The 25,630-nt window shown below is 67.2% G+C and carries 21 protein-coding genes and 6 pseudogenes; 15 read left to right on the plus strand and 12 right to left on the minus strand.

From position 1 onward, the window contains the following. Positions 1-21: 21 nt before the first annotated feature. A complete protein-coding gene (locus SAVERM_RS44165) occupies positions 22-507 on the plus strand; it encodes an amidase domain-containing protein (protein WP_037652554.1) in 486 nt (161 codons plus the stop codon). A 204-nt stretch (positions 508-711) separates the two neighbouring features. Here the strand turns inward: SAVERM_RS44165 and SAVERM_RS45705 are convergent, their stop codons facing one another. Next, on the minus strand, positions 712-870 hold the full coding sequence (locus tag SAVERM_RS45705; RefSeq protein WP_370628484.1) for a macro domain-containing protein: 159 nt from the start codon (positions 868-870) through the stop codon (positions 712-714). Between the two features lie 579 nt (positions 871-1,449). Here SAVERM_RS45705 and SAVERM_RS01805 point away from each other — a divergent pair. Further along, positions 1,450-2,046, plus strand: a complete 597-nt coding sequence (locus tag SAVERM_RS01805) for an IS5 family transposase (RefSeq protein WP_255253784.1) — start codon at positions 1,450-1,452, stop codon at positions 2,044-2,046. Between the two features lie 128 nt (positions 2,047-2,174). Here the strand turns inward: SAVERM_RS01805 and SAVERM_RS01810 are convergent, their stop codons facing one another. Then, positions 2,175-2,507 (minus strand): hypothetical protein, encoded by a 333-nt coding sequence (locus tag SAVERM_RS01810; protein WP_052082469.1) that lies wholly within the window; start codon positions 2,505-2,507, stop codon positions 2,175-2,177. A 270-nt stretch (positions 2,508-2,777) separates the two neighbouring features. On the opposite strand from SAVERM_RS01810, the gene SAVERM_RS42120 reads away from it, so the two are divergent. The 5 genes and pseudogenes from SAVERM_RS42120 to SAVERM_RS01830 all read left to right on the plus strand — a co-directional run bounded on the left by SAVERM_RS42120 (position 2,778) and on the right by SAVERM_RS01830 (position 5,614). After that, the gene (locus SAVERM_RS42120; RefSeq protein ID WP_137951546.1) at positions 2,778-2,975 is read left to right on the plus strand and encodes a hypothetical protein; all 198 of its coding nucleotides are present in this window, start codon (positions 2,778-2,780) and stop codon (positions 2,973-2,975) included. A gap of 2 nt (positions 2,976-2,977) precedes the next feature. Next, positions 2,978-3,721 carry a 2OG-Fe(II) oxygenase gene (locus SAVERM_RS01815; protein ID WP_202497284.1) on the plus strand — a complete coding sequence of 248 codons (744 nt, stop codon included), beginning with the start codon at positions 2,978-2,980 and terminating at the stop codon, positions 3,719-3,721. 148 nt (positions 3,722-3,869) lie between these two features. Then, positions 3,870-4,754 carry a hypothetical protein gene (locus SAVERM_RS01820; RefSeq protein ID WP_107082973.1) on the plus strand — a complete coding sequence of 295 codons (885 nt, stop codon included), beginning with the start codon at positions 3,870-3,872 and terminating at the stop codon, positions 4,752-4,754. A 163-nt stretch (positions 4,755-4,917) separates the two neighbouring features. Beyond that, positions 4,918-5,126: pseudogene (locus SAVERM_RS44170) on the plus strand (IS5/IS1182 family transposase); the annotation flags it as partial. Between the two features lie 143 nt (positions 5,127-5,269). Beyond that, on the plus strand, positions 5,270-5,614 hold the full coding sequence (locus SAVERM_RS01830) for a serine integrase family protein (protein ID WP_010981709.1): 345 nt from the start codon (positions 5,270-5,272) through the stop codon (positions 5,612-5,614). Positions 5,615-5,633: 19 nt separating this feature from the next. On the opposite strand, the pseudogene SAVERM_RS39215 reads toward SAVERM_RS01830, so the two are convergent. Further along, positions 5,634-5,951 (minus strand): annotated as a pseudogene (locus SAVERM_RS39215) (IS630 family transposase); the annotation flags it as partial. 18 nt (positions 5,952-5,969) lie between these two features. On the opposite strand from SAVERM_RS39215, the pseudogene SAVERM_RS01840 reads away from it, so the two are divergent. The 3 genes and pseudogenes from SAVERM_RS01840 to SAVERM_RS01850 form a co-directional block, all read left to right on the plus strand. Continuing rightward, positions 5,970-7,050 (plus strand): annotated as a pseudogene (locus SAVERM_RS01840) (tetratricopeptide repeat protein); the annotation flags it as partial. A 36-nt stretch (positions 7,051-7,086) separates the two neighbouring features. Further along, on the plus strand, positions 7,087-7,593 hold the full coding sequence (locus SAVERM_RS01845) for an NUDIX domain-containing protein (protein WP_010981712.1): 507 nt from the start codon (positions 7,087-7,089) through the stop codon (positions 7,591-7,593). Between the two features lie 207 nt (positions 7,594-7,800). Continuing rightward, complete coding sequence (locus SAVERM_RS01850; RefSeq protein ID WP_052082471.1) at positions 7,801-8,055, plus strand: hypothetical protein; 255 nt, start codon at positions 7,801-7,803, stop codon at positions 8,053-8,055. Positions 8,056-8,368: 313 nt separating this feature from the next. On the opposite strand, the gene SAVERM_RS01860 is transcribed toward SAVERM_RS01850, so the two are convergent. Then, positions 8,369-8,686 (minus strand): hypothetical protein, encoded by a 318-nt coding sequence (locus SAVERM_RS01860; protein WP_137951545.1) that lies wholly within the window; start codon positions 8,684-8,686, stop codon positions 8,369-8,371. 295 nt (positions 8,687-8,981) lie between these two features. Here SAVERM_RS01860 and SAVERM_RS01865 point away from each other — a divergent pair, with 295 nt between their 5' ends. Then, complete coding sequence (locus SAVERM_RS01865; protein ID WP_052082473.1) at positions 8,982-9,776, plus strand: endonuclease domain-containing protein; 795 nt, start codon at positions 8,982-8,984, stop codon at positions 9,774-9,776. A 221-nt stretch (positions 9,777-9,997) separates the two neighbouring features. On the opposite strand, the pseudogene SAVERM_RS44180 reads toward SAVERM_RS01865, so the two are convergent. Beyond that, positions 9,998-10,201 (minus strand): annotated as a pseudogene (locus SAVERM_RS44180) (DUF6009 family protein); the annotation flags it as partial. 50 nt (positions 10,202-10,251) lie between these two features. On the opposite strand from SAVERM_RS44180, the gene SAVERM_RS01870 reads away from it, so the two are divergent. Continuing rightward, positions 10,252-10,722, plus strand: a complete 471-nt coding sequence (locus tag SAVERM_RS01870) for a hypothetical protein (protein WP_237528691.1) — start codon at positions 10,252-10,254, stop codon at positions 10,720-10,722. 121 nt (positions 10,723-10,843) lie between these two features. On the opposite strand, the gene SAVERM_RS01875 is transcribed toward SAVERM_RS01870, so the two are convergent. Beyond that, the gene (locus SAVERM_RS01875) at positions 10,844-11,176 is read right to left on the minus strand and encodes a hypothetical protein (protein ID WP_037652565.1); all 333 of its coding nucleotides are present in this window, start codon (positions 11,174-11,176) and stop codon (positions 10,844-10,846) included. Positions 11,177-11,283: 107 nt separating this feature from the next. On the opposite strand from SAVERM_RS01875, the gene SAVERM_RS01880 reads away from it, so the two are divergent. Next, positions 11,284-12,309, plus strand: coding sequence for a hypothetical protein (locus SAVERM_RS01880; protein ID WP_010981719.1), 1,026 nt, complete (start codon positions 11,284-11,286; stop codon positions 12,307-12,309). 764 nt (positions 12,310-13,073) lie between these two features. Then, positions 13,074-13,346 (plus strand): annotated as a pseudogene (locus SAVERM_RS39230) (tyrosine-type recombinase/integrase); the annotation flags it as partial. Positions 13,347-13,526: 180 nt separating this feature from the next. On the opposite strand, the gene SAVERM_RS42130 reads toward SAVERM_RS39230, so the two are convergent. The 4 genes from SAVERM_RS42130 to SAVERM_RS01900 all read right to left on the minus strand — a co-directional run bounded on the left by SAVERM_RS42130 (position 13,527) and on the right by SAVERM_RS01900 (position 22,457). Then, positions 13,527-13,907: a hypothetical protein gene (locus SAVERM_RS42130; RefSeq protein ID WP_137951544.1), complete on the minus strand. Its 381-nt coding sequence runs from the start codon at positions 13,905-13,907 to the stop codon at positions 13,527-13,529. 199 nt (positions 13,908-14,106) lie between these two features. Then, positions 14,107-21,201, minus strand: a complete 7,095-nt coding sequence (locus SAVERM_RS40990) for an RHS repeat-associated core domain-containing protein (protein ID WP_010981722.1) — start codon at positions 21,199-21,201, stop codon at positions 14,107-14,109. A gap of 105 nt (positions 21,202-21,306) precedes the next feature. Continuing rightward, entirely contained in the window at positions 21,307-21,861 is a 555-nt protein-coding gene (locus SAVERM_RS01895; RefSeq protein WP_107082974.1) for a transposase, read from the minus strand. Beyond that, entirely contained in the window at positions 21,858-22,457 is a 600-nt protein-coding gene (locus SAVERM_RS01900; RefSeq protein ID WP_338059013.1) for a helix-turn-helix domain-containing protein, read from the minus strand. The genes SAVERM_RS01895 and SAVERM_RS01900 overlap by 4 nt, the downstream gene beginning before the upstream one ends. Positions 22,458-22,565: 108 nt before the next feature. Here SAVERM_RS01900 and SAVERM_RS01905 point away from each other — a divergent pair, with 108 nt between their 5' ends. Further along, the gene (locus SAVERM_RS01905) at positions 22,566-23,840 is read left to right on the plus strand and encodes an IS701-like element ISSav4 family transposase (protein WP_010981725.1); all 1,275 of its coding nucleotides are present in this window, start codon (positions 22,566-22,568) and stop codon (positions 23,838-23,840) included. 85 nt (positions 23,841-23,925) lie between these two features. Here the strand turns inward: SAVERM_RS01905 and SAVERM_RS01910 are convergent, their stop codons facing one another. After that, entirely contained in the window at positions 23,926-24,390 is a 465-nt protein-coding gene (locus SAVERM_RS01910) for a transposase family protein (protein ID WP_010981726.1), read from the minus strand. Positions 24,391-24,479: 89 nt separating this feature from the next. Next, a pseudogene (locus tag SAVERM_RS01915) lies at positions 24,480-25,583 on the minus strand (IS30 family transposase); the annotation flags it as partial. Positions 25,584-25,630: the final 47 nt, after the last annotated feature.

Consider the following 25,630-nt stretch of genomic DNA (forward strand, 5'->3'; position numbering starts at 1 on the left):
TCGTGCCCTTACGATGATCTGATGCGCCAGGCCGACCCGAAGCCGTACTGGAACACCAACGTCGCCCGGCACCCGGGCATCCTGCGTGCCGTGCCTAAGACCGGCACCGCTTCCGCGACGGCGGCCCAGCCGCTGTTGGACTACATCAACCGCCGGTATCCGCTCACGCAGACGACCCCGCTGGACGCCAACAGGTTCAGGGCCAACGCGGTACCCGAGGCCGAGCCCGGGGACATCATCGCCTACGACTGGCAGAACGACGGCGAGGTCGACCACCTGTCCCTCGTCGTCGACATCGCAGACGGGCAGTATCCGGAGATCGCCGAGTGGGGTGTCGTCGACTGGAACCCGCTCGGGGTGATCAACCGGAACGCGACCACGCCCTACGCCAAGCGCGGCTGGACGTACTCCGAGAAGAACCACAACTGGCTCCAGTCGGTCGAGGAGACCCGGAACGTCTCGGCGAAGTTGATCCACATCGACACCAGGAACGTCACCACCTTCTGAGTGCCGACAGTACGTGCATGGCCCCGCCGCTATGGCGGCGGGGCCTTTCCATGCCTGTGGCGTTGCAGAAGCCCCAACGGATGGACTGCTACCCCGAGATGCCGCGCAAGTCATGCGGCCTGCCCGCACCCGTGCGGGCGTTCTACTTGCTAACGACGAGCTTCTTCATCTCCGTGGTGAGCTCGTCGCGGCGCTCGTCGGAGGTCAGCTTTTGGTCACGGGCGGTCCAGGCGAGTGCATCGATAGAAAGGCGATGGTCTTGGCGCCCAGTTCATCCGCGACCTCAAGGCAGCGCCGGTAGCAGGAGGCAAGGCCTTCGGCCTCGCCGTACTCCCTACCTACCGGACCGTCGGTGTGGATCACGTGCTGACCGGCGGGTTGAGGTCGAAGACCGGCGTCGCCATTGCGTCGCCAGGCTCACATGGACCGATCGCGGCACCCTCGATCGCGAGACGTTGACCACGTTAAGGAGCGGCGCACCGTAGCACTTTGGTGCGCCTGCTTCGGTAATTTCGCCCGGATGTGGCCAGTGCCCGAATCCGATGGAATCCTGGGCTTACACGCCGTGAAGGATTGTCCGTTGTGAGGGGGCACGGATGCAGGTGTGCCCGGCTGTCGTGATCAGGGGCGGGACCGCTACGGCGGCTGCCATGGTGGTGGTCCTGGGCTTCGGAGTCGCGGGGTGCGGTACTTCGGGCGGGCCACCTGGCGGGAATTTGCCTGACGGTGTGCGGACACCGGGAGTGACTTCGTCCGCAGCGACGGTCCCCGGTCAAAATGGTGGCGGAGGATCTGTCAGCGGCCAGAACGACGGCGGAGGATCTGTCAGCGGTCAAGGCGGCGGGAGCGGATCCGTCGGCAGCCAGGACAACGGTGGTGCGGCGGCTGGGGACCCGGGTATTCCCTCCGTGGAACCGCCGCCGACGTATACCGAGCCAACCGATGGGCCCGGCATCGGTGTCACCGGCAGCCCGCCGGCGACGCAAGTACCAACGCCCTCATGCAGCCCAACACCGGCCCCAGGCGAGACCTGTGGGCCGAAGGCCGGGAGCCTCATTACGAGGCCACGAAGACGGTAACGGGGATCTGACAGGTCCGAATCCTGTCGATCGGGGTAAGTACGGCTCGAAGATCCACTTGATCACCGAGCGGACCGGTCTGCCCTTGTCCGTCGCAATCTCGGGCGCCAAGCTGCACGACAGCCAGGCCCTCAAGCCCCTTGTCCGCGGCATACCGCCCATCCGTTCCCGTCGTGGACGCCGGCGACGCAAGCCCGGCAAGCTCCACGCGGACAAGGGCTACGACTATGCCCACCTGCGACGATGGTTACGCGGACGCGGTATCAAACACCGCATCGCCCGCAGAGGCATCGAGTCCTCACAACGGCTCGGCCGCGACCGATGGGTCGTCGAAAGGACCATGTCCTGGCTCGCCGGCTGCCGACGACTCCACCGCCGCTACGAACGCAAAGCCGAGCACTTCCTCGCCTTCACCAGCCTCGCCTGCACCCTCATCTGCTACCGCCGGCTGGCCAAATGAGATGATTCCTAAGGAGGTTGGGAGCCGGAAGTGAAGTGGACGTGCTGCTCGCCGCCGATCTGGAAGGCGGCGGGGCCGTTGCACGTGTTGCCGGACACTTCGGCGGGGCCGGCGTCCGCGGGGCCGGGCTATGGGCGGGCCTGGGCCATGAGTTTGCTGAGCTCCGCCACCGCCTGGTCGCGCTCGACCCCGTCCAGGTCCTCCAGCAGGGTCTCGATCCGGCTCTGCCAGACGGCCTCGTGCCGCACCCGGAGCCGCTCCACCTCGTCCTGGCCGGCCGTCGACAGTTCGGACGCGCTGCGGTCCAGCCGCTCCAGCTCACGGCTCTCCCGCACCGCGTCCCCACGTCCGAACCACTCGGCGACCCGGCCCCGAAAACCGTTCCACAGGTCAGTCCCCGCTGCCTGGACCACTGCAGATCCGCCCGCCGCCGCTGCCGCCGATACCAACTCGTCCAGCATGGCGCCTCTTTCAACTCCCATGGCCCTGCGGGCATTACGACCCTAGCGCGCGAAGGGCGCCCGCGGAGGGAACTCGCACCTGGTCGGTGCCCGGCAAGGTCGACGCCCTCGATGGCGTCAGCCGCTGCGGTACGGAGCAGCCCAGCGCCGCGTGGGACTACCTCGCCTCGGTAGTCCCCTGAGCCGGTCCCCCCCGTCTCCCGGCCCTCTCCGCCGCGTTGGGTACGTCCTGCTTGCTTTGTGGGCTCACCCCGACCTAATATCGTCATCATGACGATAACCGCCCAGTGGTCCCCGCTCCCTGCAGGCATTGACTCCAGGGGCTTCGAGTCCCTCCACGGACTCGAAGCGCACAAGTACGTGGCCCGCGGTCCCGCCGTCCACCTCAATGCGCTGCCCGCGGCCGTTCCGGGCTGTGGGGCCCACGGCCATGTTGGGATCGGCGACGGCCTCAGCACGGAGAAGTGATCATGTTTGAAATGCCGGTAAATCCCTTTGAGCTCTCCGAAGAAGCGCTGAGCCGAATATCTGCCGATGACTCATGGACCCCGATCGAATCAGAGATCCCAAAGGCCAACGCCAAGGTGATTCGCCATTTCCTCACTCCGGCCGAAGTGGAGGCATTCGCGACCGAACTGGCCGCCCAGTGCTTTGCCCCGGTGGGCCGAGACGGCATTGCCGCCAACTATGCAGAGGGAGATCCGGTCGCTCATCTCCGCGCCACGGCCGAATCCACATCCCTGGCGGCAGAATTCTACCGCAGGCTGCGGACGCTTCTATCGCTTGAAGTGGGATCGGACGATCCGACGGATTCGGACGGAAGGCCCTGGAGGCCGGTGGCCGTCAATCCGCGTATGCGCTTCATCACGTACGAACACGGCGGATTCATTGTCCCGCACTACGATTCGCCCTATTTCGCCCCAGACGGAAGGCGCACTCTCCTGACGGTCGTCGTCTACCTGTCGTATGAGGCCGTGGGCGGAGAAACGCGGTTCATCGCCGATAAGCAGAACGATCTTCCCTTTGCGCAACGTGACTTCTCTGACTGGCCGCGGCTCGCGAAGCCTGAGGAAATAGTGAGTGCCCACCGCCCAGAACCGGGCGATGCGCTCCTCTTCTGGCATCGGACGCTTCACGACTCGGCCCCGCTTCTTGAGGGTACGAAAACAATACTCAGAACCGACGTGCTCTACGAGCCCGTAGATGTGCCTTGAGCAGCGGCAAGGCCACCGTCGCGTTGTCCCTCACCCCGGAGACCGACGTCCGGCACGCCGTGATCGCCCACCTCCGAGCCGGGCGGCATCGGGCCCTGCCCGCGGCCGGACATCGAATCCACTCGCACCGAACGGCAGGGAGAGCAGCATGACCAACGGGAGGATCCACACCGACTGGGTGGAGACGGTGTCTCAGGACGGCCTGCACCTGATGCAGACGCGCTTGGAGGTGAGAGTTCCTACGTCTGAGGGTCGCAAGTTCATCACCTGCGGTCTGGCCCGGAAGACGTATGTGGTGAAAGACGGTATTGCTTGTCGGGTTTCGTCCTACGCACTCGGCCGCGACCTGGGCAGCCCGGGCAACTACGACTTCGAGATCGTTTCTGCGACGGGGGGCCCTCCGATCCGGAGGTTCTTCAACTGGGACGGCGTGCCGGCCGAGATACTCGAGGGCGCTCTCTTCGACGCGCATGAGGGGCTTGACGATGGCGAGTACATCGTCCGGATCGCGGCGGGAATGACGACCAGCTGGGACAGCGGGACGGGACAGAGCATCGAGCTCCATGTCCCGTGCCACGAACTCGCATTCGTCGTGGTGGGATCCGCACCGCAGGAGGTGCGCGCGCGTACCGGCGGCCCGTGGGCGGCGCGGCCCTCCGTGGAGATCCCCGTGGTCGATTGGCGCGATCAGCCCACGGCGGAGGCGGCATGGGAGGCCTACCTGAACGGGAGCAGAATCAGTCTGGATGCCTACGGGATCTTCTCCCCGCAGCATCTGATGAGGAATCAACGGGATACCGCTCTGGAGATTCTCCGGAGCGAGGGCTACGCCATACCGCGAACCCCGGAACCCGCCGAGACGCCTGGGACCTGGCTGGGCCACTGGGGTGGAGCATGGATGCCGGCCGATGTACTCGCGGCCCTTCACACCGTGCCGGACGACACCGCGCAACGTGCGTGGTATCAGGGAGCGAAGGAATCCCTGGACATCGCATGGGATATGCACCTCCTGTGGACCACCGACGTGTTCTGACCGGGCCCGCGCTCCGTCCATGACCACCGTGGCGGGCCGTCGGCAGTCACCCTGCACCGAGGTGCCGAGTACCGGCCGCGGCCCGGTCCGCCTCCGGCCTGACTGCCGGTCGCGGCCCGGGCGAGGATGTACGGCAGCACCAGAAGGTGCGCCCGCGAGGTTGCGCCAGCGCGGCATCCGCCACCGCATCGCCCGCAGGGGAATCGAGTCCTCGCAGCGGCTCGGACGCCACCGCTGGACCATAGAACGACCATGGCCTGGCTCGCCGGCTACCGCCGACTCCACCGCCGCGACGAACGCAAGGCCGAACGCTTCCTCGCCTTCACCAGCCCGGCCCGCACCCTCATCTGCTACCGCAGACTCGCCAAATGAGATGACCTCTTTAGTGTTGCCGAATGACGTCTCCGGACGAGCCGGTTCCGCAAGATCGAGCGGATCAGTTTCGAGATCCACGACGGCGGGTTCTCCGCCATCGACCTCACCGCCCGCCACCCGCGCACCGGCGAGCTGCTGTCATGGGGCAAACCCTCGCCGCCGCCGGCGGACTTCAGCGCGACCTCCAGCGCGAGCTGACCTATGACGGGCTACGCGCCGCCGAGGCCAAGGGCAGCAAGGGCGGACGCCGCCCCGCCGTGGCGGCCGCGAAAGCCGAGACCGTGCGCACCGCATACCTGGAAGGCCGCTCAATCGCCGCCCTCGCGCGCGACCACGGCGTCAGCCGCGGCGCGATCCGCACGGCCATCGCCGACCTCCAACACCTTGGCGAGATGGAGTGGATCGGGCCCGTGGGTCAGGGCCTCTTCGGCGCGACGGACGGCGGGCGCCCCTCGCAAGCCGCCGCCCACGCCGGCCTAGTGTGATGCGCCGGAAGTCACGGTCTTAAGTTCCTTGCTGGTTCTCGGTGGCTGGCGGAGTTACCTTACTGAGGTAGTCGGTGAGGGACTTGAGGATCTCGTCGGCAGTCTTGGTCCAGGTGAAGGGCCTGGGGTTCTCGTTCCACGAGTCGATCCAGGCCCTGATGTCGTCCTCCAGCGCTTTCACGGAGGTGTGGACGCCGCGGCGGATGAGTTTGTCGGTCAGCAGGCCGAACCACCGCTCCACCTGGTTGATCCAGGAGGAGCCGGTCGGGGTGAAGTGGAGATGGAAACGGGGGTGCTTGACCAGCCACGCCTTGATCTCGGGGGTGTTGTGGGTGGCGTTGGCCTGAGTGTGTCAGATGCCGATGAGCCCGATGAGCGAGATCCCGTCCTGGCGGCCACCGACCTGGGCCGCGCCGATGTCGAGCGCCGCAGGTTCCTCGCGGTGGCCGCCTTCAGTACCGCCGGCGTCGCCATGCCGCTCGCTCACGATCACGAGGCCACCGCCCGCATGCTCCGCGCCCGCACCGGCACATCTGTAGTCGGCGCGGAGGACGTGGACGTCGTACGCCAGATCACTGCAGCCTTCAGCGCGGCCGACGAACGCCTCGGCGGCGGCCACGGCCTGACCACCGTCACCGCCTATCCTCCGAGGTCGCTTCCCGAGCGAAGCCATACGCCAGGCGGCGTTCGGCGCCGTGGCCGAACTCGCCTACCTGGCAGGCTGGAAACACCACGACCTCGGCCAGGAAGGCGCCGCCCAGCGCTACTACCAGGTCGGCTACCAACTCGCCTGCGAAGCCGACCCGCACGGCCACGCCGCCTGGATGATGCGCGCCCTCGCCCACCAGGCCCTCAGCCTCAAACAGCCCCACCACTGCGTCGACCTCGTCGAAGGCGCCCTCACCCGCGGCCTCGGCCACGTCGACGGCCAGACCGAAGCCCTGCTCTACATCACCCACGCCCGCGCCTACGCCGTGACCGACGAGAAGTCCGCAGCCGCCCGCGCCCTGCTCGCCGCCGAAGACGCCCTCCTGCGCGACGACGTCCCCCAGCCCAGCTACTCCCGCGTCAGCGGCCCCGCAGCCGGCAGCGTAGCCAGCCACACCGCCCGCACCCTCACCGACCTCGCCGACCTCGCCGACCACGCTGGCACCGAACAACAGCACCGCGACGCCCTGATCCGCTGGGACCTAAAGAAGTACAAGCGCGTCCACGCCCTCACCTACGCCGACCTCGGCGACAGCCTCGCCGCCCAGGCCCGCGCCGACGAGGCCGTCGCCGCCTGGTCGCAAGCCCTCACCCTCATGGAAGGCATGACCTCCGACCGCACCCGCAAGGCGATCACCTCGCTCCGCTCCCCTCTCTCTGTCTACCAGCGCCGCAAGGTGCCCGGAGCCGTCGAACTCGCCCGCCGCGCACGACAAGCGCTGGCCTAAGCTGCCCATCAACCGGCCGACGAAGGGACACCAGACGTGGCTCAGCGGACAACGGACGACCTGCCCAACGCCCTGCCGCCCGCCCTCGAATCCATGACCCTGCTGGTCGCCGCCGTCATCGTCCACGACCAGGCCACCAACCGCGTCGTCCTGCTCCAGCGCAGCGAGAACGCCAAATTCGCCCAGGGCATGTGGGACCTCCCCGTCGGCAAGAGCGAACCCGGCGAGCCCATCACCGAAACCGCTGTACGCGAGTTGCACGAAGAGACCGGCCTGACCGTGAAGCCGGAGGCCCTCATGGTCGCCCACATCATCCACGGCTCCTGGGGCGTCGAGGCTCCCAACGGCTTTCTGACCGTCGTCTTCGCCACCCACGAATGGACCGGCGAACCCGAAAACCGCGAACCACGCAAGCACTCCCAGGTTCGCTGGGTTGACGCCGACGCCATCCCCGAGGAGTGCGTGGACACCACCGCCAGCGCCCTCCACCACTATCTGTCCGGAGGAGCCCAGGTGTCACTGGACGGATGGCTCCCAAAGTAGTCACGGCGTAGCCCGCCAGTCATCCAACCTGCGACCGCGCGACGTACCAAGCGAAGTCGTGGGCGGCTCTGGGGTGTGCACGCACTGCTGATACTCCACGCTGCGGGCTACCGGTGGGAGGTGGTCGACTCGCTTGCAGCGCTTCGGCTGGCAGTTCCCGGCCGAAGCGCTGCATACACCGCTCGCTCACGCGTCACGCCTCTCGGTGTGCGAGAGTCGATCACCGCCCGCGACCAGTCCAGCTTCTTCGCGGCCCGCAGCTTTCTCAGCAGCACTACGTGCAGTTCGTCCCACCACGCCGCCCGCCTCCTCCAGGCCCAGCAGGACGGCACCGACGAGGACGACCTCCGCCAGATCGCCGCCGAAGCGCTCGGCGAGGTCTACTTCCGCGACAACGGCCGCCGCGCCCAGAGCCTCGAAGTGAAACTCACCGACCTCGTCGACCTCAAGTTCGAGCTGTAGGCAAGGCAGTACGGCGGCTGCGGCTGTTGAGGCAGGATCGGGTGTGCCCGCCGGGCTGTGCGTGTGGAGCCGGTGCGGTGCGGACGTGGGCGGCTGAAGACCCAGCGCAGCACTTCCTGGTCCACCAGGGGGCGTTCTGTGCGGGCCAGTGCGGTGCGGACGTGGGCGGTCAGCTGGGCCCAGGCGCGGAAGTTGCCGTGTGCGGCATGGCGGTCTTCGTGCGGCTACGCGAGGACGTGAACGTGGAGCATGTCCCCGCCTTCGGCGCCCGAGCCTGACCGGACGCCGACCGTCGCCTCAATCTGTCGCGCGCTTACGCGTCGTCCTCTTGGCCCTGCGTCGGAACTTCGGCGCCGGCGCCGTTCTCCCCGGCTGGCATGGGCGTGGGCACGGCGGTGGAATCGCACCCGCGGCCGCGCACCCTGTTGTAGAGCTGGGTCCCGGCGATGCTCACACTCGCGGCGACGATGGCGCCCTGCGCGCGGCCGATGAGGAGGCCCTGCGCGCGGCCCATGGCGATGCCCTGCGCGCGGCCGATTAGGGCCCCCTGCATGCGGTAGAAGGCCCGCAGTGCTGCGGGCCCGCCTCGCTTCCCGGCTTCCTTGGTCAACTCCGTGTAGACGCTGGTCACGCTCTGCCTCACCTGATTTCGCTCGCCCAGGAACAAGACCGATGTTCGCAGCAATGCCCCCGGGATGTCGGGCAGTTCAGCAAATGCCACGCTTCACGGTGATGGGGCTACCTGAGATTTCAGAGATCCCCATCACGCCCTCCAGGAACTGCTCGCACTCCGCCTGGTCTCGCCGAGACCAGCCCGTCCCCGCACTCCCCGCGCAGAAGGCAACCCCCTCTTCGGCCCTCTCGGCTCGTGCAGCTGCCGCAGGCGTGCGGGCCCGGCTGTCAGTGCTGTGGGCGAGGATCACTCCATGGCCAGCCTCGACGAACTGCCCCCATACCGACGCGCGCAGTTGCTGTGGCGCTGGGCGCACGAGGGGGTGGCGTTCGTCGAGCACTTGGTCTTCGACGCCGCGAAGGAACCCTGCTGCCTGCCCTCTCCCCCGCCGGGGCCGCCGGGCAGGACCGTCGCGGTGCCCGGTGACGACGGCCGGTTCCACCTCGAGCGTGCGGGCCTGATGCTGTGCGGGCAGGCCGAGGCCACCGGCGCCTGGGGCCACCGTCAGCACTGCGGGTGGGTCGAGCGGTGGGACGGGCCGCAGGAGTGGAGAGGCGGCCGCGATGACGGCACGTCGGTCTGGGGCTCCCTCATCGTCGAGTGGCCGGTGCGGGCGAGCGGCCCGGGCGTGGACCCGGGCAGCGTCGACCGGCCCGAGCGCTGCCCCGGCGGCGCGTACGAGCTGCTGCACCTGTGGCCTCCCCGCCCGGCCCGTACGGCATCCGTCCGGCGCCTGCGTGCCGCGCTGGTCGACGCGCTCGGCCCCGACTGCCATCTGTGCGGCCTGTACCCCGGGGCGATGGTCGACCATGACCACCAGACAGGTCGGGTGCGGGGACTGCTGTGCGCTTACTGCAACCGGCTCTTGGAGGAATGCCCGCACCTCACCGACTGCCCCAGGGCCGACTATCTGCTCGCGCCCCCGGCCGACGCGCTGAACCTCATGTACCCGGCCGGCCAGCAGTGGCGGCCCAAGGAATCCACGCGCCTGCGGGTGATTGAGCAGCTGGGGTTCGATCCGTTCGAGGACCTGCGCCCGCCCTTGTAGGCGCCGACCAGACTCAGCTCTCCCTCCAGGGGCCACAAGCGGGGCACCCATGCGGGCGGTGTGCCCCTCCGCTCGACGCTGATGATCGCTGATCAGTTCCTGCGGAACACGAGTGCTTCCGGGGCCGGTTGGGCCGCCTCGGAGGCGCCTTGTCGGGGCAGCCGCGGTTGCGGTCGCACTCCAGCCGACGGCGCTGCGCGAACAGTTGGCCGCCGTCACCGTCAGGAACGGGAGCCGGTGATGGCGGCGGGCCCGCTCTGCGAGCGTGGGGTCTTCTCGCTCACTTTCTTCACCTCGATGGTGTGGGGGTCCACGGCTTCGCCGGGGGCGCCTTCGCGGTACAGGCCGCTGGGGAGGCTGTCGCGGTCGTGCGGGAGGAGGAAGAAGACGCGGCGCGTGTACAGGCCGCTGTCGGGGTCGGGTTGCTTGGCTGGCCCTGCGACGCGAGGGAGGGCTGGACGCGCTCGTCGAACTGGTGCAGTGGCGGGCCGAGAACAGTGAGCAGGAGGAGGTGTGGCCGCGTGACCTGGAGCATCTGCGTGAGCTCGCCCTGGAGTTCAGGATCATGCACTTGAAGAGTGAGCTGAACGCCGCGCTGGGACGGTTCAGCATCGGCATCGGCGGCCTGGACGACCGCTACCCCACCATCCTCTCGGTGGCGTTCCTGCAGCTCTACAACCACCTTGCCGAAGACGCCACGATCCGCGAGTGCGCCAACGAGACCTGCCGCCGGAATTTCGTACGCCAGCGCGGCCGCGCCGAGTATGGGCAGAACCGCACCAGCGGCATTAAGTACTGCACTCGCGAGTGCGCCCGCGCTCAGGCGCAGCGCGAACTCCGCCGGCGCCGCAGACAGCAGAACTCGCCGCTCCAGCAACCACGGTCCGAGAAGCCGGCGCCGCAGGACAGTCCGGAGGCGGTCGGCCAGGCGGGAGGCGAGCGGTGATCAGTCTGCGGAACCAAAACCCGGAGCGGCAAGCTCACCGGCGACCAACTCGCCTCGCTCGCGAAGCCAGCATGGACTGGGTGTAAGGGGTGGGTGGGCTCCGGTAATGGAGCCCACCCACCTACTTCTTCTTTGGGCGCCGTACGACACGCGGCGCCCGGGGAGCAGCCAGTCGAGCGATCTTGGTGTCGCTGGCCAGCAGCGCCATTCGTTCGGCCTGGTCCAACTCCTCCTGCTCAAGAACCGCCTCGGCGACATCTGGCAGGCGGTCGTCGGGGCAGGCTTTCAGGCTGGCTACCAGGCGCTTGTGCTTGGTGTCGCCCGCGCTGGGCGAGGGAAGGCCGAGGCGCTCGCACAGCGCCGGCAGTTCCTTCTCGGTGTAGCGCCTGTACTGCGTGAGGAGCACGCCGTCGATCAGACTCCGCAACCGCGCCGTGTCCATCTGGCCCCCCATCCCATGATGATGAGCGACACCCGGACACGATTCCACCCCACCCCTTCACCTTGGCCAGCAGGCAAATTCGCAGTGCGCCCGCACGCCGCCCCTCTACCTTGATGCGCATGTCGCACAAATCGATCCACGAGCACCTGCTGATATCGGCCCGGAAGTGGGCGCGCACGGCGGTCGACGCGTACCTGGAGGAGCCCATCGACCAGGACTTCGCCGTGCACCACATGGCGGTCGCGGTGGAACACGCGTCCAAGGCATACCTGGCGTCCATCGCTCCCGTGCTCCTCGCGTCGGAGAAGCAACCGAGCGTCGACGACCTGCTGGTCCTGAGCGGGAACGAGGACAAGACGAAGAAGGGCCGCGCCGGGCTCAAGACCATCGGCGGCGAGGGCGCCATCCTCAGGGCAGCCCAGCTCCTCGGCCCCGGGCACAAGGGGCCTGCCAAGCTCAAGGAACTGAGGGAGTCGCGCAACGGCATCACCCACATGGGGTGGGGCCAGCCCGTAACCGAGTGCCGCGAACTCCTGGCCGCGGGCATCGAGCACATCAACGCGCTCCTGAAAGCTCTGTCGACAGAGCCCGACGGCTTCTGGGGCACACACCTCGAAGCCTGCACCGCGCTGGTGGCCCAGGCCATGAGCGAAATGGAGATCCGGTATCACGCGAAACTCCGGCAGGCCCGCGAGCGGTTCGCCGAGACCACCCGGCGCCTGTCCGAAGCCGAGATCGCCGAGCTTGCCAGCAGTCTCTCCGCTCTGCCGACAGCGCACTCTTCGAGGAGCAAAACTGAGGCGCGGACAGTCGAGTCCGGCTCCCTCACGCACTGGGACCATGAGACACGCGCCCCGATGAGCTGCAGCACTCTCTCGGCCCGGGTGAGCTGCATGATGTGCGGGCCGGCCCGGGCCGCGATGCGTCGAGCGCGTCCTCGCCGATCCTCCGCCGCCCGTCGGTGTGAACCGCCGCCGCACCGCGCTCGGCGCCCCGGACAAAGTGACCGTGCGCGAACTGGCAGGCGTCCCGGCACAAGCGCTGAGCGATTACCGGGACCGGCACACCGGCGACGACTCCCTCGTAGAAAAGGCTCTCCTCGCCTGCGCCGCGAGCGGACACAGGTCCGAGGCCGACTTCGATAGGGTGCTGCGGCGTCACACCCTCCGGACACCGTGCTGCTCCCTCTCGCCGAGGGCCTGCGCGAGAACCTCGGCGGTGCACCGACATGGCGCGAAGCCTGGGCCCGTCTGGTCCTGGCCAGGCCGAACACCCAGCGGCCCTTGTACGCGCTCTACCAGCCTGGCCGGCGCTGCACGCCCGGGGGGATCGCTACGGGAGCGCGCATCCGTCGGTGGTCGCCGCGGTACGCGATGCCCTGGGCACCGACCAGGCCGCGTGGAACCGGTTCGCGACCTGCCCGGCAACCAACTCCGGACCGACCGCCTGGCTGCGCCTCGGTGACCTCCTGGACGCGGCTGCCACGGGAGCACCCTGGCCGAAGCCGCCAGGCAGCCGATAAGCCCTGATCTTCGCCCAGCATCCGGCGAACGCAGGGTCGGGGTCAGGTCGCGGGCCGCATGGTCGCGGCGGCGCAGCTGGAGGGTGAAGACGGCAACCGCGTCGAGCAGGGCGGCGCGGATCGAGGCGCCGTCCAGGGTGTGCCGGGGAAGGGCCCGGTGAATGCTCGCGGTGGCGGGCAGGGTGCGCGGGACGACGGGGCGGGGGTCGATGCCGCAGGCCCCGTCATCCCGCAGGATCTCGGCGCGGTGGGCCCGATGCCGTGCAGGGCACTGCCCGGCGGAGGGCGGGTGAGAGGTCAGCCGACGATGTCGACGCCGAAGGCGCGGGCCAAGGCGGCCAGTTGGTGGTCGTATCCCTGGCCGACCGCGCGTACGCGCCAACCTTCGGCCGAGCCGGACTCCGACGCATCCGCTTCCACAACCTCCGCCACTCGACCGCGACCCTGCTCCTGGAACAGGGCGTCGACCTCGTCGTGATCAAGGAACTCCTCGGACACGCCCACATCGGCGTCACCGCCACGGTGTACGCCCACCTCCGACTCCGCCTCCAGCGCGACGCCATCGACCTCCTCGGCAACGCCCTTCGCAACCCCGACGAGACCGCCATCCGACCCGACGACGGTGACGGACCCCCACTTTGTGCAGCACCCGTCCACTGACGTTGCCGTCAACTACTGCCGTCAGACGCCTCAGGAGCCCCGCTGGAGACAGATCCAGCGGAGCTCCTGAGGCAATTTATGCGCACCTACGAAATCGAAAAGATATGGCCATCTACGCTCACCAAAGAGGACAGTAGCGCCGCTGCTGCCAGGCCAGGCAAAATCCGCAAGCGATTCAACTCATACCTGATCCTGTGAGGCTTCAAATCCGTATGGATTCTTCCCGCTCACCAGTCCCCAGATAGGGTCGCCCTCTACCGAGCGAATCCACTCCTCGAAAGATTTCGGACCATCTCGGAACCACCAATCCTCATGTCCGCCGATCAAGCCAAGGTTCGGATCCATCGCGTAACGATATTCGAGCAGGACTTGGGAGTAGCACTCATGCTCGCCCTTCACATCAGCAACAGCAAGCTGGCGCACGAATCCTACGACGAAAGTTGGCTCCGGAAGCCAGTTCACCTTGCCATACTGGAAAAGGAACCCGTCGGAATCCGGGGAATCCGGGACGTCGAACTCGACTAGTGCGAACCGCCGGACCGCCTCGTGCAGCTCGGCCACAGTCGGCACTGCAGTCCCTTCTGCAGACAGACTGAGCAGGTCTCGTGCTACATCAACAGCAGACTCAAGCGACTGCCTCGCGGACATGCTTCACCCTTACCTTCCTCTAGTCTCGAAGCCATTACAGCAGCAGCCCCGCCGCCGCGAGCCATTATTGCGGCTCGATGGCGACAGGGCGACGGCTGGGTAGGCGGTTGCTCTACGGCCAGTAGCCTGCGTTCAGCTGATTTCTAATATGATTTAGAACATCTCTGGCCTCATTGGCAGTCCTCACTCCCGACATCATGTCGTTTACATAGCCATAGTAGTTATTTGTGTGAATCCTTGAGTGCACAGACGCACCAGTCAGATTTGGCGATGCCGATCCGCGCGGCAAGAATACTCCATTGTCCGCATCATTTATATCAATTCCGACGCTAGCCAATTTCGCCCGTGCAGACGCAGCCTTGGGAGATGCACTTGCCACAATGTGATGCGCCGCCGTCTCGGCCGGCCGAATGGTACCTGCGGCCGTCATGTTGTCACCCAAAATCTGGGCATTGGTCGAGCAACTGGAATTATGGACCAGGACTGGCGTGGTACCGGCGAGTGCATAGTACGTGTGCAGATCATTGACTGTGAGGTTGTACGTGGTGGCGTGCTGGGTAAATGCCCGGTTGCCCGTGACGATGACGGTGTCACCGTCATCGGTGAGCAAGGTCATGCCCGGTTCAAGGCTCCCAGCTGTAATCCAGGCACTCTCGGATGGCGACCAGAAGGGGTGTTCATGGGTCGCCGTCAATTCCTCGGCGCCGTCTTCCGTGGCGATGGAGAGTTTGTTGAAGTGCTTGTCGCCCGTAGTGGTGATGAGACGGGTAACCTCGCGAGGTCCGGTTTCGCCGGTTTTGGGGTCGGTGGCCTGGACCTTGTCTCCGAGTTCCACCTCCTCGATGTCCTTGGTCGATCCGTCCGCCATGAGGATGTCAGTACCAGCCAGGAAGCACTTGCAAGGGCCTGCCGCCTTCTTGGAGCTGCCCCGTCCGTTGGTTCCGGGCAGCTCAATGGCTACGGCAGCATTGAGCATGTCTCGTTGCGGGTCGATGCCATCAGGACAACCCCCGACGTCCTCACACGCGTTGTACACAACCTGCCCGACGCGAAGGTCGGCGAGGGGGTCCTCGTGTGGCTTGTAGTTCCAGTCGGTCCAACCAGCCGGCCAGCTGACGATGATTTCCGCGACTCGGTCGTAGAACTCTTGCGCCTTATCCCAGTCCGATGGAACGACGCCAGCCAGCAGATAACCGCCATTCCCGCTGTTGCACGAAGTGCAGGCGTGCTCTCCCGGGTGCTGGCCCGTGTAACCGGCACGCTCCCCGTCGCCGGCGACAGGGTAACCGTCACCGCAGATGTCGCGGCGGCACAGACCGGATGGATCGCTGTAGGAGATGGGGTTGTTGGTCGCGTACGAGTAGGCGTTGAGGTTCTGCGGGGCATACGGCGTGGCCAGGGGGTCCGGGCTGAGGAATCGGCCCAGGTTGGGGTCGTAGGCGCGGGCGCCGAGGAGGGAGAGGCCGGTGCTGGTGTCCTCGGTCTTGCCCAGGAATCCGTTGTCGGTGCCGGTGGGCAGGGTGCCGCTGCGTTCGTCGCCGAAGGGGGTGTAGCGGCGGCGGGTCGAGGCTCCGGTCGATGCGTCGACGGCGAGTTGGGTAGACGCCTGGGTGTCGGCCATCAGGTAGGTGACCTTGCCGTTGGTGGCCGTGGTGCCCTCAGTGGTGCGCATGGCGACCGTTGCTGTACCGCTCGCGTAGACACGGGTCGCGGTGACGGTGGTGCCGTTGGTGGTGCGCAGTTCCATGCCGTCGATGGAGGCGACGGTTTCCTGCGGGGTGGTGCGGACGAGGATGTTGCCGTCGGCGTCGTAGGCGTAGCGGGTGAGTTCGCTGCCGCTGGACTTGGTGGTCTTGACTGCTTCCAGCTGTCCCTGCGGGGTCCAGGTGTAGTCGGTGGTGATGCCCGGCTCGACGCGCTGCTTCATTGTGCCGTCGTCGAAGTAGTAGAGCTGGTCCGACTTGGTGGTGGTGCTGCCGGTCTTGTGGTCGATCTTGCGGACACCGTGGGGTTGGTTGGCGTTGGCGGTCGTCCAGGTGCCGGTGTCGTCGTAGCCGGGGTAGAGGTAGTCGTGCAGGGTGGCGGTGCCGGCCGAGTCAGTGTTGGTGATCGACTGGAGGTTGCCGAGACGGTCGTAGGTGTATGCGGTCTGGTAGGGGGCGGTGCCCTTGAAGTCGGAGGCGGTCTTGGTCTTGTCGGCGCAGATGCCCGTGGTGGTGTGGGTGTAGGCGTTGGTCAGGCGGGCCTGGTCGTCGTAAAGGAAGCACTGCGACTGGGCGGTCTGGCCACTGGCCTGCTCGCGCAGCTCGGTCAGTTTGCCGGCGAGGTCGTAGGTGTAGGTGTCCTTCTGCCGCTCGCTGACTACCTTGTTGAGGGTCGTGGTCGTTGCCACGCTCTTCAGTTCGCGGGTTCCGTTGCTGTCGTCGTAGCTGTAGGTGCGCTGTGCCGCTGCTCCGATGCCGGGGAGGACGGAGTCGACTCCGTAGGACCGGTCCGTCAGGCGGTCGTAGGCGTCGTAGCCGGTGGAGCGGATGTATGTCTGCAGCGCGGATTGCAGGCGCAGAGGGCGACCATAGCCGTCGTACGTCGCGTTGACGGTCTCCGCGGGGAGCCCACCGGCTGCCGGGTAGGCCACCGAGGTGACGTGGTCGGCCGCGTCGTAGGTGAAACCGGTCGTGTAGCTACCGGCGAGACCCTTCACGGTGTCGGGGATGGTGACGGTCGTCTTCAGTGGGCGGCCGCGGACGTCGAACTCGCCGGTCTTGGTGGTGTAGGTGTTGCCGTTCGTGTCACGGCTGGTGGTCGAGGTGATCTGGCCTTTGCCGCCAGTGATGTTCAGGCCGTCCCACGTCCAGGCGGCGAGTTCGGTGTCGCCGCTACGGACCGCCGTCTTACGGCCGAGGGCATCGTAGCCGTAGTCCAGGACAGTCTTTCCGCCATTGCTGGTGATCTTGCTGATCTGGCCGTTCTTGTCGTACTCGGTGGAGCTGACCCCGGCATCAGAGTCGTCCGTGGCGGTGCGCTGACCAGCCCAGTCGTAGGTGTAGGAGGTGTCGTTTCCTCGAGGGTCAGTGATCTTGATCAGTTCGTCTTTGGCCGTGTACGTGTACGCGGTCGTGTAGGTGGCGCTGCCGGTGTGTTCGACGACCTTGGACACCTGTCCGTAGACATCGGTGTATGTGTCGGCGGCAGCGTCGACCTTGTTCTTGACGCTGGTGAAGTCGCCGTCGTAGGTCGTGTCCACGCGGCCTGCATCCTGCGAGGCGCCATTGACCTGGAGCCGTGAGGTGATGGCACGGCCCGCCCAGTCGAGTACCAGGTCCGTGTAGGACGGAAGGTCCTCGACCTTGGCGCTGGAAGGTCCACCGGAGCCCGCCGTGCCCTGGTTGCGGAAGACCGCCGAGGTGCCGGTCACGTTGCCGGCCGAGTCGTAGCGGGTGACCGAGACCTGCCGGTTGGGCACCTCGTTGCCCGTGGCCGCATCGACGCCGTTCCCCATGGGGGTCTGCGTCTCCCGGGCACGGCCCAGGCCATCCACATAGGCGTGTGAGGACAGGTATGTCGTGCCGGACTGCAGGACGTGCGTGGCGACGTGCGGGTAGCCGTCGACCGCGTCGGGCACTCCAGCGCTGTTAGTGGAGGTGGGGATGGTGTAGCTGAACTTCATCGACGGTGAGCTGCCGGTTTCGGTTGGCCTCCACACCTCCACCAGACGGCCCGCCGCGTCCAGGCTCATTTTGGTGACGTTGCCGTTGGCGTCCTGAATCGAGGTCGGCTTGCCCCAGAACCGGGATGTCCATGCTGTGGACGTGAGCGCGGTGTGGGCGGGCAGAGCCCCATCGGGGTCGGGAGTGGTGACGATGACGCCGTTCAACGGCCAGGTGTTGGCCGGGCTGTACTTCGTGAGGGTGCGGTTGTGGCTTCCGTCCTCGCTCCACATCACACGCCCCGCGTCGTCGTAGCCGGACCACGTGGAGCGATAGCTGCCCGACTTTGTATAGGTACGGGACTCGGTCGGGTTGCCGTCGACGGGCTTGTTGGCGTCAACGCTGGTGGCGTTGTCGTACAGCGTCGACGCGTAGCCGTCCTGCTTGCTGTCGGCGATGCTGGAGCAACCGACCGAGTAGTGCTTGACCTGGTCCTGGAGCACGGTCCACCGCTGGGCGCCGGTGGAGTCGTAGTTGTCGGTGTTGTAGGCGCGACCGTAGGTGGTGCAGCGGTTGTCGGAGACGCTGCTCTGGCCCCAGTCGTCGGTGCGCATCGGCAGGCCGAATGTGGTGGAGGCGCCCTCGGTGTCGTCGTACTCGGTTTCCACCGTGTGTTCGCGCCAGCCGCTGCTGACCTTGGTGTTGGTGGTGGTTTCCTTCTCGCGGACGAAGCGGGCGTCGGGCAGTCCGTCGTACTGGGCGGTGTTGTGGTCCCAGTACTTGTGGTAGGTGCGCTCGTGAGAGGTGCCGGTGTCGTCCCGCAGCGATGTGGACAGGATGCGGCCGGACAGCCAGGAGTCGTCGGTGTAGTTGTTGCCGTCGCCGTCGTCGACCGTGACCGTCTTCGTCGCCGACGCGTCCGCCTTGGACGTACGGTCCCCCGACAGGCCTCGGTACAGCCAGGACTTCTTGGTCTTCTGGCCGGCGCCCGCGCCGGTGGTGACCTGGACTTCCTGGTAGCCGCGCCAGTCGGTCCAGGACTCGTCCTCGTCCTTGATCAGTGGATCGTTGGTGAAATGCCAGCCGGCGCCGTCCTCGTAGGTGTACGAGGTTGTCATCACCGGCGCGCCGTCCTGGTTCGTCGTCACTGTCGGGTCGACTTGGACCTGGGTGACCAGGAACTTCTTGAACCATCCGGTCTTCGAGTCCGTCTCGCCTTCCGGGGTCCACTTCTGCCAGTAGCAGTCCTGGGTGTTGGAGGCCTGAGCAGGCAGGTGGTCGATATCGCAGGCATTGGCGAAACCGTAGGAGACCGTGGTGGTGGCGCCGAGGTCGCCGTGGATCTCCTTGATGCGGGGGAAGTTCAGCTCGGCGGAGCCGACCTTGTTGTCCAGGTCGGTGCGGTTGAAGTTGATGACCGGCAAGACGATGTCGTCGCCGTCGCCGTACGTCTTGCGCTGGATGTAGTCGAGCCAGAGGGTCTTGCCGATCGTGCCGTCCGGGTTGGGCATCCCGTACTTGTTCTGGTATTGCTGCACCAGGTCCCAGCCGGTGCCGTCCTGGTCGCTGACGTACGTCTTGATGTCCCACAGCATGTCCGTGGAGAAGAACGTGGGGAAGTACGTCTTGCCCGCGCAGTTGTAGTCCGCCGACGTGCCGTCGCACATCAGGTCGACCGGCACGTCGGGGTATGAGCCTGGTTTGTCGTCGAAGGCCGGGCAGGCGGCGGGCTCGTCGCGCAGGGGGTCGTTCTCCTGGACCCGCTCGATGCACCGGTTAACGTGGCTGAGTTCGACCTTCGCCGGGACCTTGCCGTCGGTGATCTGCGAGGACCAGCCGTACTGGATCTCCTTCACATAGCCGGATGAGACGTACTCGCGGGCCTTGTCGGTGTTGGCGACCGAGCGGTAGTGGTTGTACTCCTTGTCGTAGAAGTACATAGTCTCGACCTCGTTGGCGTCGACCGCCCGGTCCAGGTTCCAGCGCCAGGCCTGCGTGCAGGGCTCGGGGAACTGGTCGTGGCACGGCTCGCCCGCGTCGTTGCCGACGACGGGGACGGTGAACACGGACGCGGTCGCCGTACTGGTGCGCTCCGAGCGGCCCCAGCCGAAGTAGTAGCGCTGACCGTCCTGGGTCGAGATCACCCAGTACTCGCCGTTGCGGCCCGCGCCGTGCCCGTCGAACAGACGCTGCACACGCCAGCCCGGGTCGTTCTTGAGGTGGTAGGCGCCGCTGCCGTTGTTGTCCTGGATCAGCTCCGAGGTGGTGCCGTTGAGGCTGATGACGTAGGCCGCTCCGTCCGGCTCCTTAGCCGAGTTTGGCGAGTCCCAGCACATGTCACCGATCGTGGGCAGGCCGTCCTCGGTGCAGTTGCGGTAACGGCGCTCGATGAAGCCGACGTTCAGATCCCAGCCCATACCGGACCAGGACGCCTGATTGTTGGAAGCAGAGGTACGGCCGTCCACCGACTGCGAGTCGTACGACATCGCCAGCGACGGCGCCGAGCCCATCGGCGGCGCCGGCACCTGGATCGGCACGCTGTAGTTGAACGAGCCCGACCCTGTGGACACCTCCCACGAACCCGTCGGCGACAGTGTCGACGCCCGGTAATCCCCCGCGTCCGAGGACGAGCTGGAGGTCACCGCGTACACACTGGCGCTGCTGGAGCCCGCCTCCCGCATCAGCTGCGCTGAAGCACCCGCGGAGCCCGTGTCGGCAGCCGCCGTCACGGTAGCGGTCAGGGTGCCGGAGTCCGTGTCGTTGTCCACCGGCACAAACTCGCGGTCTGCGCAGCTCTCGGCATCCGGCGTCTGCAGTGCACACGCGGGCACCTTCACCAACCTCAGCCGGGAGGCGAAGTCAGCGCCGTAGGCGTACTTGAAGCCCGAATAGTCGATGTCAACCTGCACCTGCCCCGGGGCATCGACGCCATCGGTCCGGGAGACCTGCAGCCCCAGGCCGATACCGCCGGCCGGGGCCACGGCCTCGCGGTCCAGAACCCGCACCTCGACCTGGTCCGGAGACACCGGGTCCTGGATGGGCTCATCCGAAGCGGACTCTGAAGGCTCCGGCGAGGGACTTGCCTCAGCCGTAGGGGGCGTGCTCGGTTCGGAGCCGTCCGAAACGCTCGGGCTTGGGGAAGGAGTGCTCTCGTCGGCCAGCCGGGACAAACTCAGCTGGGCTTCGGTGCCCAGATCCTCCGCAACCGGAGCAACTTCCACAACCTCGCCGACCTGCGTGCTCTCACCGTCACCGACACCGCCCGAAGCCGACGCGGATGGTTCGGGCGACACCGTCCCCGGCTCTCCGGCAGCCGCCTCCGACAGATCGACCGTTGCCTCGGCCGCGCTCGGCCACTTCGGAGCGGGGAGCGCCTTGCCGACCTCCTCAGTCTGCTGCGCCGGGACCGACCCCAGAGACTGCGACGGCACCACTGGCGTCGGATCGTCAGAAGCCGCGGCTGCCTGTATCGGAGACACCACCGATACCGTCGACAGCAACCCCGCCAGTACCGCACCCGCGAAACCGACCGAAACAAGGCGCGCACGCCGAACAGCCACCCGAACTCCCCCCGTGCCGCCCGCGCCGACGCGCGGGCGGCAGCCCAACAGACAAATCAGCAGCCCCCGGGTATGGCACAGCCGCGCTCCCTAGTGCTGGGTTCCTCAAACGGTGTACACATATCGGCGCCGTAGTCGGCGGGTTGGTGGTGCGGGTCTGCCCCAGATCCAGGGGTTGGCACGGGAGTTGAGCTGGCTGGTTGCAAGGGCAGTGGCGTGTTCGATGTCGTCGGGGTTGGCGAATGACCGGCCGGCGAGGGCGGCTTTGCGGAAGATGCGCCACCAGCCTTCCTGCAGGTTGAGCCAGCACGCGCCGACAGGGATGAAGGCGTGGTGGATGCGGGGATGGTCTTCGAGCCAGGTCCGGGTGGACAGGCTGTTGTGACTGGACAGATTGTCGGTGACGATCCAGAGCTCGCCGGTCGGGTTGGCGTCTTCGATCTGTTGCAGGAACTGCTGGTAGAAGACGCTGTTGCGGGAGGAAGCGGTCATGGTGATCTGCTGGCCGTCCCGGACGCGTAAGGCCCCGTAGACCCAGGTCTTCTCGGGTCCGCGGCTGTAGTCGAGTTCCGCTTTGATCCGGTGCCCATCGGGTGACCAGGCGGGTGCGGGCGGGAAGGTCCGCGGGATCACTGGCCCCAGCTCGTCGGCGCAGATCACCGTCGCGTCGTCGGGCGGGTGGGTGTAGAGGCCGATGATCCTTGTCCTTTTGGGACGAAGTCCGGGTCCTTCGACCTTGTCCAGGACCGGGTGCGGCGCCAGCGCACGCCCTCGGCGAGCAGGATACGGCGGACCTGTGAGCGGCCCACCTCGACCCCCTCGGCCCGCGCTGCCGCGGCCAGAGAATCCAGGGTCCACTCAGGTGGCCCGGACTCGTCGAAGGCCCATAGCTCCCCGACGGGCTCCCACCGCAGCCGCCCCGGCGGCACGGTCTTGACCAGGGAGATGATCCGCGATCGTTCCTCCTCGGTGATCCGTCGCTTGCGGCCCTGCCCGCCCAGATCATCCAGCCCTTGCAGGCCTGAGCGGTTGAAGCGGTGCAGCCAGCACCGGACCGTTTTCTGGCTGCAGTCCAGTTCTCCAGCGATCGCCGGCACCCGTAGTCCCGACCAGCTCAGCTCGATCATCCGGGCCCGCATCACTGCATCGCGGGGAGCCTTCCGTGCCCGCGACAATCGGCGAACGACGGCCCGTTCGTCCTCGTCCCGCCCCGGTCGTGCCCGTAAAACCATCGTCCAGCACCCGCCCCCGAGCATCGTCAACTACCCCGCCACCAGGACATATACCCAGCGAAAGAGGAACCCAGCACTAGTAGGGCTCCGTTAGGTCTGTCTCGCGGTCCTGTTTGGGGGCATGTTGAAGGTGTGGATGCACATGAAGTGAACCGTGCTCGGGCGACGTTGGCATTATTCGTGGCTGACGTGTTCGCGTCGGTGCCGCGTAAGGACCAGCGGGCGAAGGGCGACTGCTATCTGCGGGGGCTGATGCTGGACGGACGGCGTAAGTCGATCCAGCCGATGGCAGAGCGGCTGCCGGATGGCAACGAGCAGAACCTGCAGCAGTTCGTGAACCAGTCGACCTGGGATCCGGTGCCGGTGCGGCGGCGGATCGCGGAGCGGATGGTGGCGCAGATCGGCCCGGATGCCTGGGCGGTCGATGACGTGTCGTTCCCCAAGGACGGCAAGATGTCGGTCGCGGTCGCGCACCAGTACTGCGGGGCGCTGGGCAAGCAGGCCAACTGCCAGGTCGCGGTGAGCGTGCACGCGGTCTCCGACACTGCCTCCTGCCCGCTGCAGTGGCGGTTGTTCGTGCCCCAGGAGTGGGCGCACGACGCGCCACGGCGGCAGAAGACCGGGATACCGCCAGAGGTCGGGCACCGGGAGAAGTGGCGCCTGGCTCTGGACATCTTCGACGAGCTGGCCGGGTGGGGGCTGGTGCCGCCGGTGGTGGTGGCCGACGCCGGCTACGGGCAGAACGCCGACTTCCGCGACGGCCTGGACGGCCGGGGCATCGGCTATGTCGCGGCCATCCGCTCGGATGTGACCGTCCATCCGCACGATGCCGAGCCTTTCGCGCCGCCCTGGTCGGGCAACGGCCGCAAGCCCCAGCCCCGCTACCGCGACAAGCCGTCCTCGGTGGCGGCGCTGGCGACCGGCCACGGGCGGCAGGCCTTCACCGAGGTGACCTGGCGGGAAGGCTCCCGCGGACCGATGCGCTCGCATTTCCTGTCCCTGCGGGTGCGGCCGGCCGGGGTCAAATCCCGACGCCTCGCCCAGGCCGCCGCCACAGACGAAAACTGCTGGGACGGTGTCCTGCCCGAGGTCACACTGCTGGTCGAATGGCCCGAAGGCGCCGAGGCGCCCACCGACTACTGGCTGTCCAACCTGCCCGACACGCTCTCCCTCGCCGAACTGGTCCGCCTGGCGAAGATCCGCTGGCGCATCGAGCACGACTACCGCGAACTCAAGCACGGCCTCGGCCTGGACCACTTCGAGGGCCGCTCCTGGACCGGCTGGCACCACCACGTCTCCCTGGTCACCGCCGCCCACGCGTTCCTCACCGAACAGCGTCTGGCCCCAAAAGCCGGTACAGCGGACTCACCCTCTACCAGACCCTCGACGCCATCCAGGACCTGCTGAACTGCTGGAGCGGCACCTGCACCACCTGCCACCGCCCCCTGCCCAAAACATCCACCACCAGCCACAACCCAAGAGCCAGAGCAACCTAACGGAGCCCTACTAGTACCCGCGGAGTCGCTGCCGCCGGAAGTGGCAAGCGCATCAAGTGGAACAGCACGCTCGTCCGCGACAGCGGCACCTTCAGGATCTGCAGAAGCCGGGCGCCGCCGCGGCCGGCGAGCAGCACCCCGGCCATCTGCACCAGGTGCTGCAGCAGCGGGCTGCGGCGCTGATAGCGCACCGTCAGCCCCTCCACCTGCTCGGTGAACGTCCGCCGACCACAGCCCGGGCCGTCGCAGAACAGTCGCCGTACCGACAGCCCGATAACGACCGGACGGCCGCCGACAGCAACATCGGCCAGCGTGCGGCTATAGCGACTGTGCACCCGCGCGGAACCGCGGCCGCAGTCCGGACACGCCACCGTCAACTCCCGGGTGCAGGCTGCGATACGGACCACGCCGCCCGCCGCCCACACCCGTTCCACCCGCACCGCATCGAGATGCGGAGACACGATCCGTACGAGGTCATCACACTCGCCGACAATGCCGCGTCCTGTGACGGAGCGTCACCGGCGCACGGTGGCACACCCCAGCTTCACGGAAATCTTGCCAGGGCCACGTTCACTTGTACGCCGACACCGCGCTGCCAGGGGCTGTGCGGATCGGCGAAGTAGACCGGGACGCCGGTCTCGATCGTGAACTGGGCGTGCGCCGACAACTCCTTGCCCCGGTCCCAGGTCAGTGATCGCCATAGTTGCTCGGGCAGGGTGCCGATCGTCGCCGCAAGCGCATCCTTCATCGTCACCGCGCCGTAACCGGCCAGCGGCGGCCCGTTCTTGGTACGGGGAACGACGCCGTAGCCGTCCTGGCGGGGCAGGTGGACAAGCACCGTGTACCGGGTCGTGCGATCGACCAGCGTGCCAATCGCCGATCGCTCAAGTCCGATCAGGAGGTCGCCCTCCCAGTGTCCCGGTACGGCGCGGTCGTCGGCTTCGGCCGGCCGTTCGCTGATCAACACCTCGGGCGTGACGTGGGCCCACGCCTTCCGCTTGGACCGGGCACGAGGCACCCGCAGGGCTCTGCCGGTGCGCAGGCAGGCAACGAGCTCACGCTTGAGCGCTCCACGGCCTTCGACGAACAGGGCCTGGTAGATCGCCTCATGGCTGATCCGCATGGACTCATCATCGGGGAAGTCGACCTTCAGCCGGTTAGCGATCTGCTCCGGACTCCACGCCATGACCCATTGGCGGTCGCCGCGGTGCGGCTTGTTCCTCCCCTTCCACCGCGGGCTCTCCGGACCCAGGACCGTCCCGTCCGGGCGGCTGACCTGGCCGGACAGCCTTGCCTGCACGTAGTCCCGCAGCCGGTCGTTCGCGGCCAGCTTCGCTGTCTTCGGGCGCCGGGCCACGAGGTCGGCCTTCCACTGCGCGACCGAAGCCCGGTAGTCCAGCCGACCGCCACGGGTCGCGGCGTTGCGCCGCAGCTCCCGGGATACCGTCGATGGATCGCGGCCGAGACGTCGCGCGGTCTCCCGGACTCCGATGCCCTGCGCTTTGAGGATCGAGATCTCTTCACGCTCGTGAAAGGACAGGTACCGGCCGGACTGCGGAGCAAGATCCATTGGTGGCATGCCGCCACCGTGACAGAACCACCTGCAACCCGCCGCCTGGGATACGCCGACCGCAGCTGCCGCCTCCTCGGCGAGGCCGTCCCAGTGGGTCTCGTCCACGATGCGGGCGCCTCGGCCGACTG

The sequence above is a fragment of the Streptomyces avermitilis MA-4680 = NBRC 14893 genome (assembly GCF_000009765.2).
Lineage (GTDB): Bacteria > Actinomycetota > Actinomycetes > Streptomycetales > Streptomycetaceae > Streptomyces > Streptomyces avermitilis.

Excerpts from the sequence above, each read along its gene's own strand:
- SAVERM_RS01805 (WP_255253784.1), top strand. The coding sequence starts at position 1,450 with ATGGGCCCGGCATCGGTGTCACCGGCAGCCCGCCGGCGACGCAAGTAC.
- SAVERM_RS42120 (WP_137951546.1), top strand. The coding sequence starts at position 2,778 with ATGACGATAACCGCCCAGTGGTCCCCGCTCCCTGCAGGCATTGACTCC.
- SAVERM_RS01830 (WP_010981709.1), top strand. The coding sequence starts at position 5,270 with ATGGGGCAAACCCTCGCCGCCGCCGGCGGACTTCAGCGCGACCTCCAG.
- SAVERM_RS01865 (WP_052082473.1), top strand. The coding sequence starts at position 8,982 with ATGGCCAGCCTCGACGAACTGCCCCCATACCGACGCGCGCAGTTGCTG.
- SAVERM_RS01900 (WP_338059013.1), bottom strand. The coding sequence starts at position 22,457 with ATGCTCGGGGGCGGGTGCTGGACGATGGTTTTACGGGCACGACCGGGG.
- SAVERM_RS01820 (WP_107082973.1), top strand. The coding sequence starts at position 3,870 with ATGACCAACGGGAGGATCCACACCGACTGGGTGGAGACGGTGTCTCAG.
- SAVERM_RS01815 (WP_202497284.1), top strand. The coding sequence starts at position 2,978 with ATGTTTGAAATGCCGGTAAATCCCTTTGAGCTCTCCGAAGAAGCGCTG.
- SAVERM_RS01875 (WP_037652565.1), bottom strand. The coding sequence starts at position 11,176 with ATGGGGGGCCAGATGGACACGGCGCGGTTGCGGAGTCTGATCGACGGC.
- SAVERM_RS44165 (WP_037652554.1), top strand. The coding sequence starts at position 22 with ATGCGCCAGGCCGACCCGAAGCCGTACTGGAACACCAACGTCGCCCGG.
- SAVERM_RS01880 (WP_010981719.1), top strand. The coding sequence starts at position 11,284 with ATGTCGCACAAATCGATCCACGAGCACCTGCTGATATCGGCCCGGAAG.
- SAVERM_RS01810 (WP_052082469.1), bottom strand. The coding sequence starts at position 2,507 with ATGCTGGACGAGTTGGTATCGGCGGCAGCGGCGGCGGGCGGATCTGCA.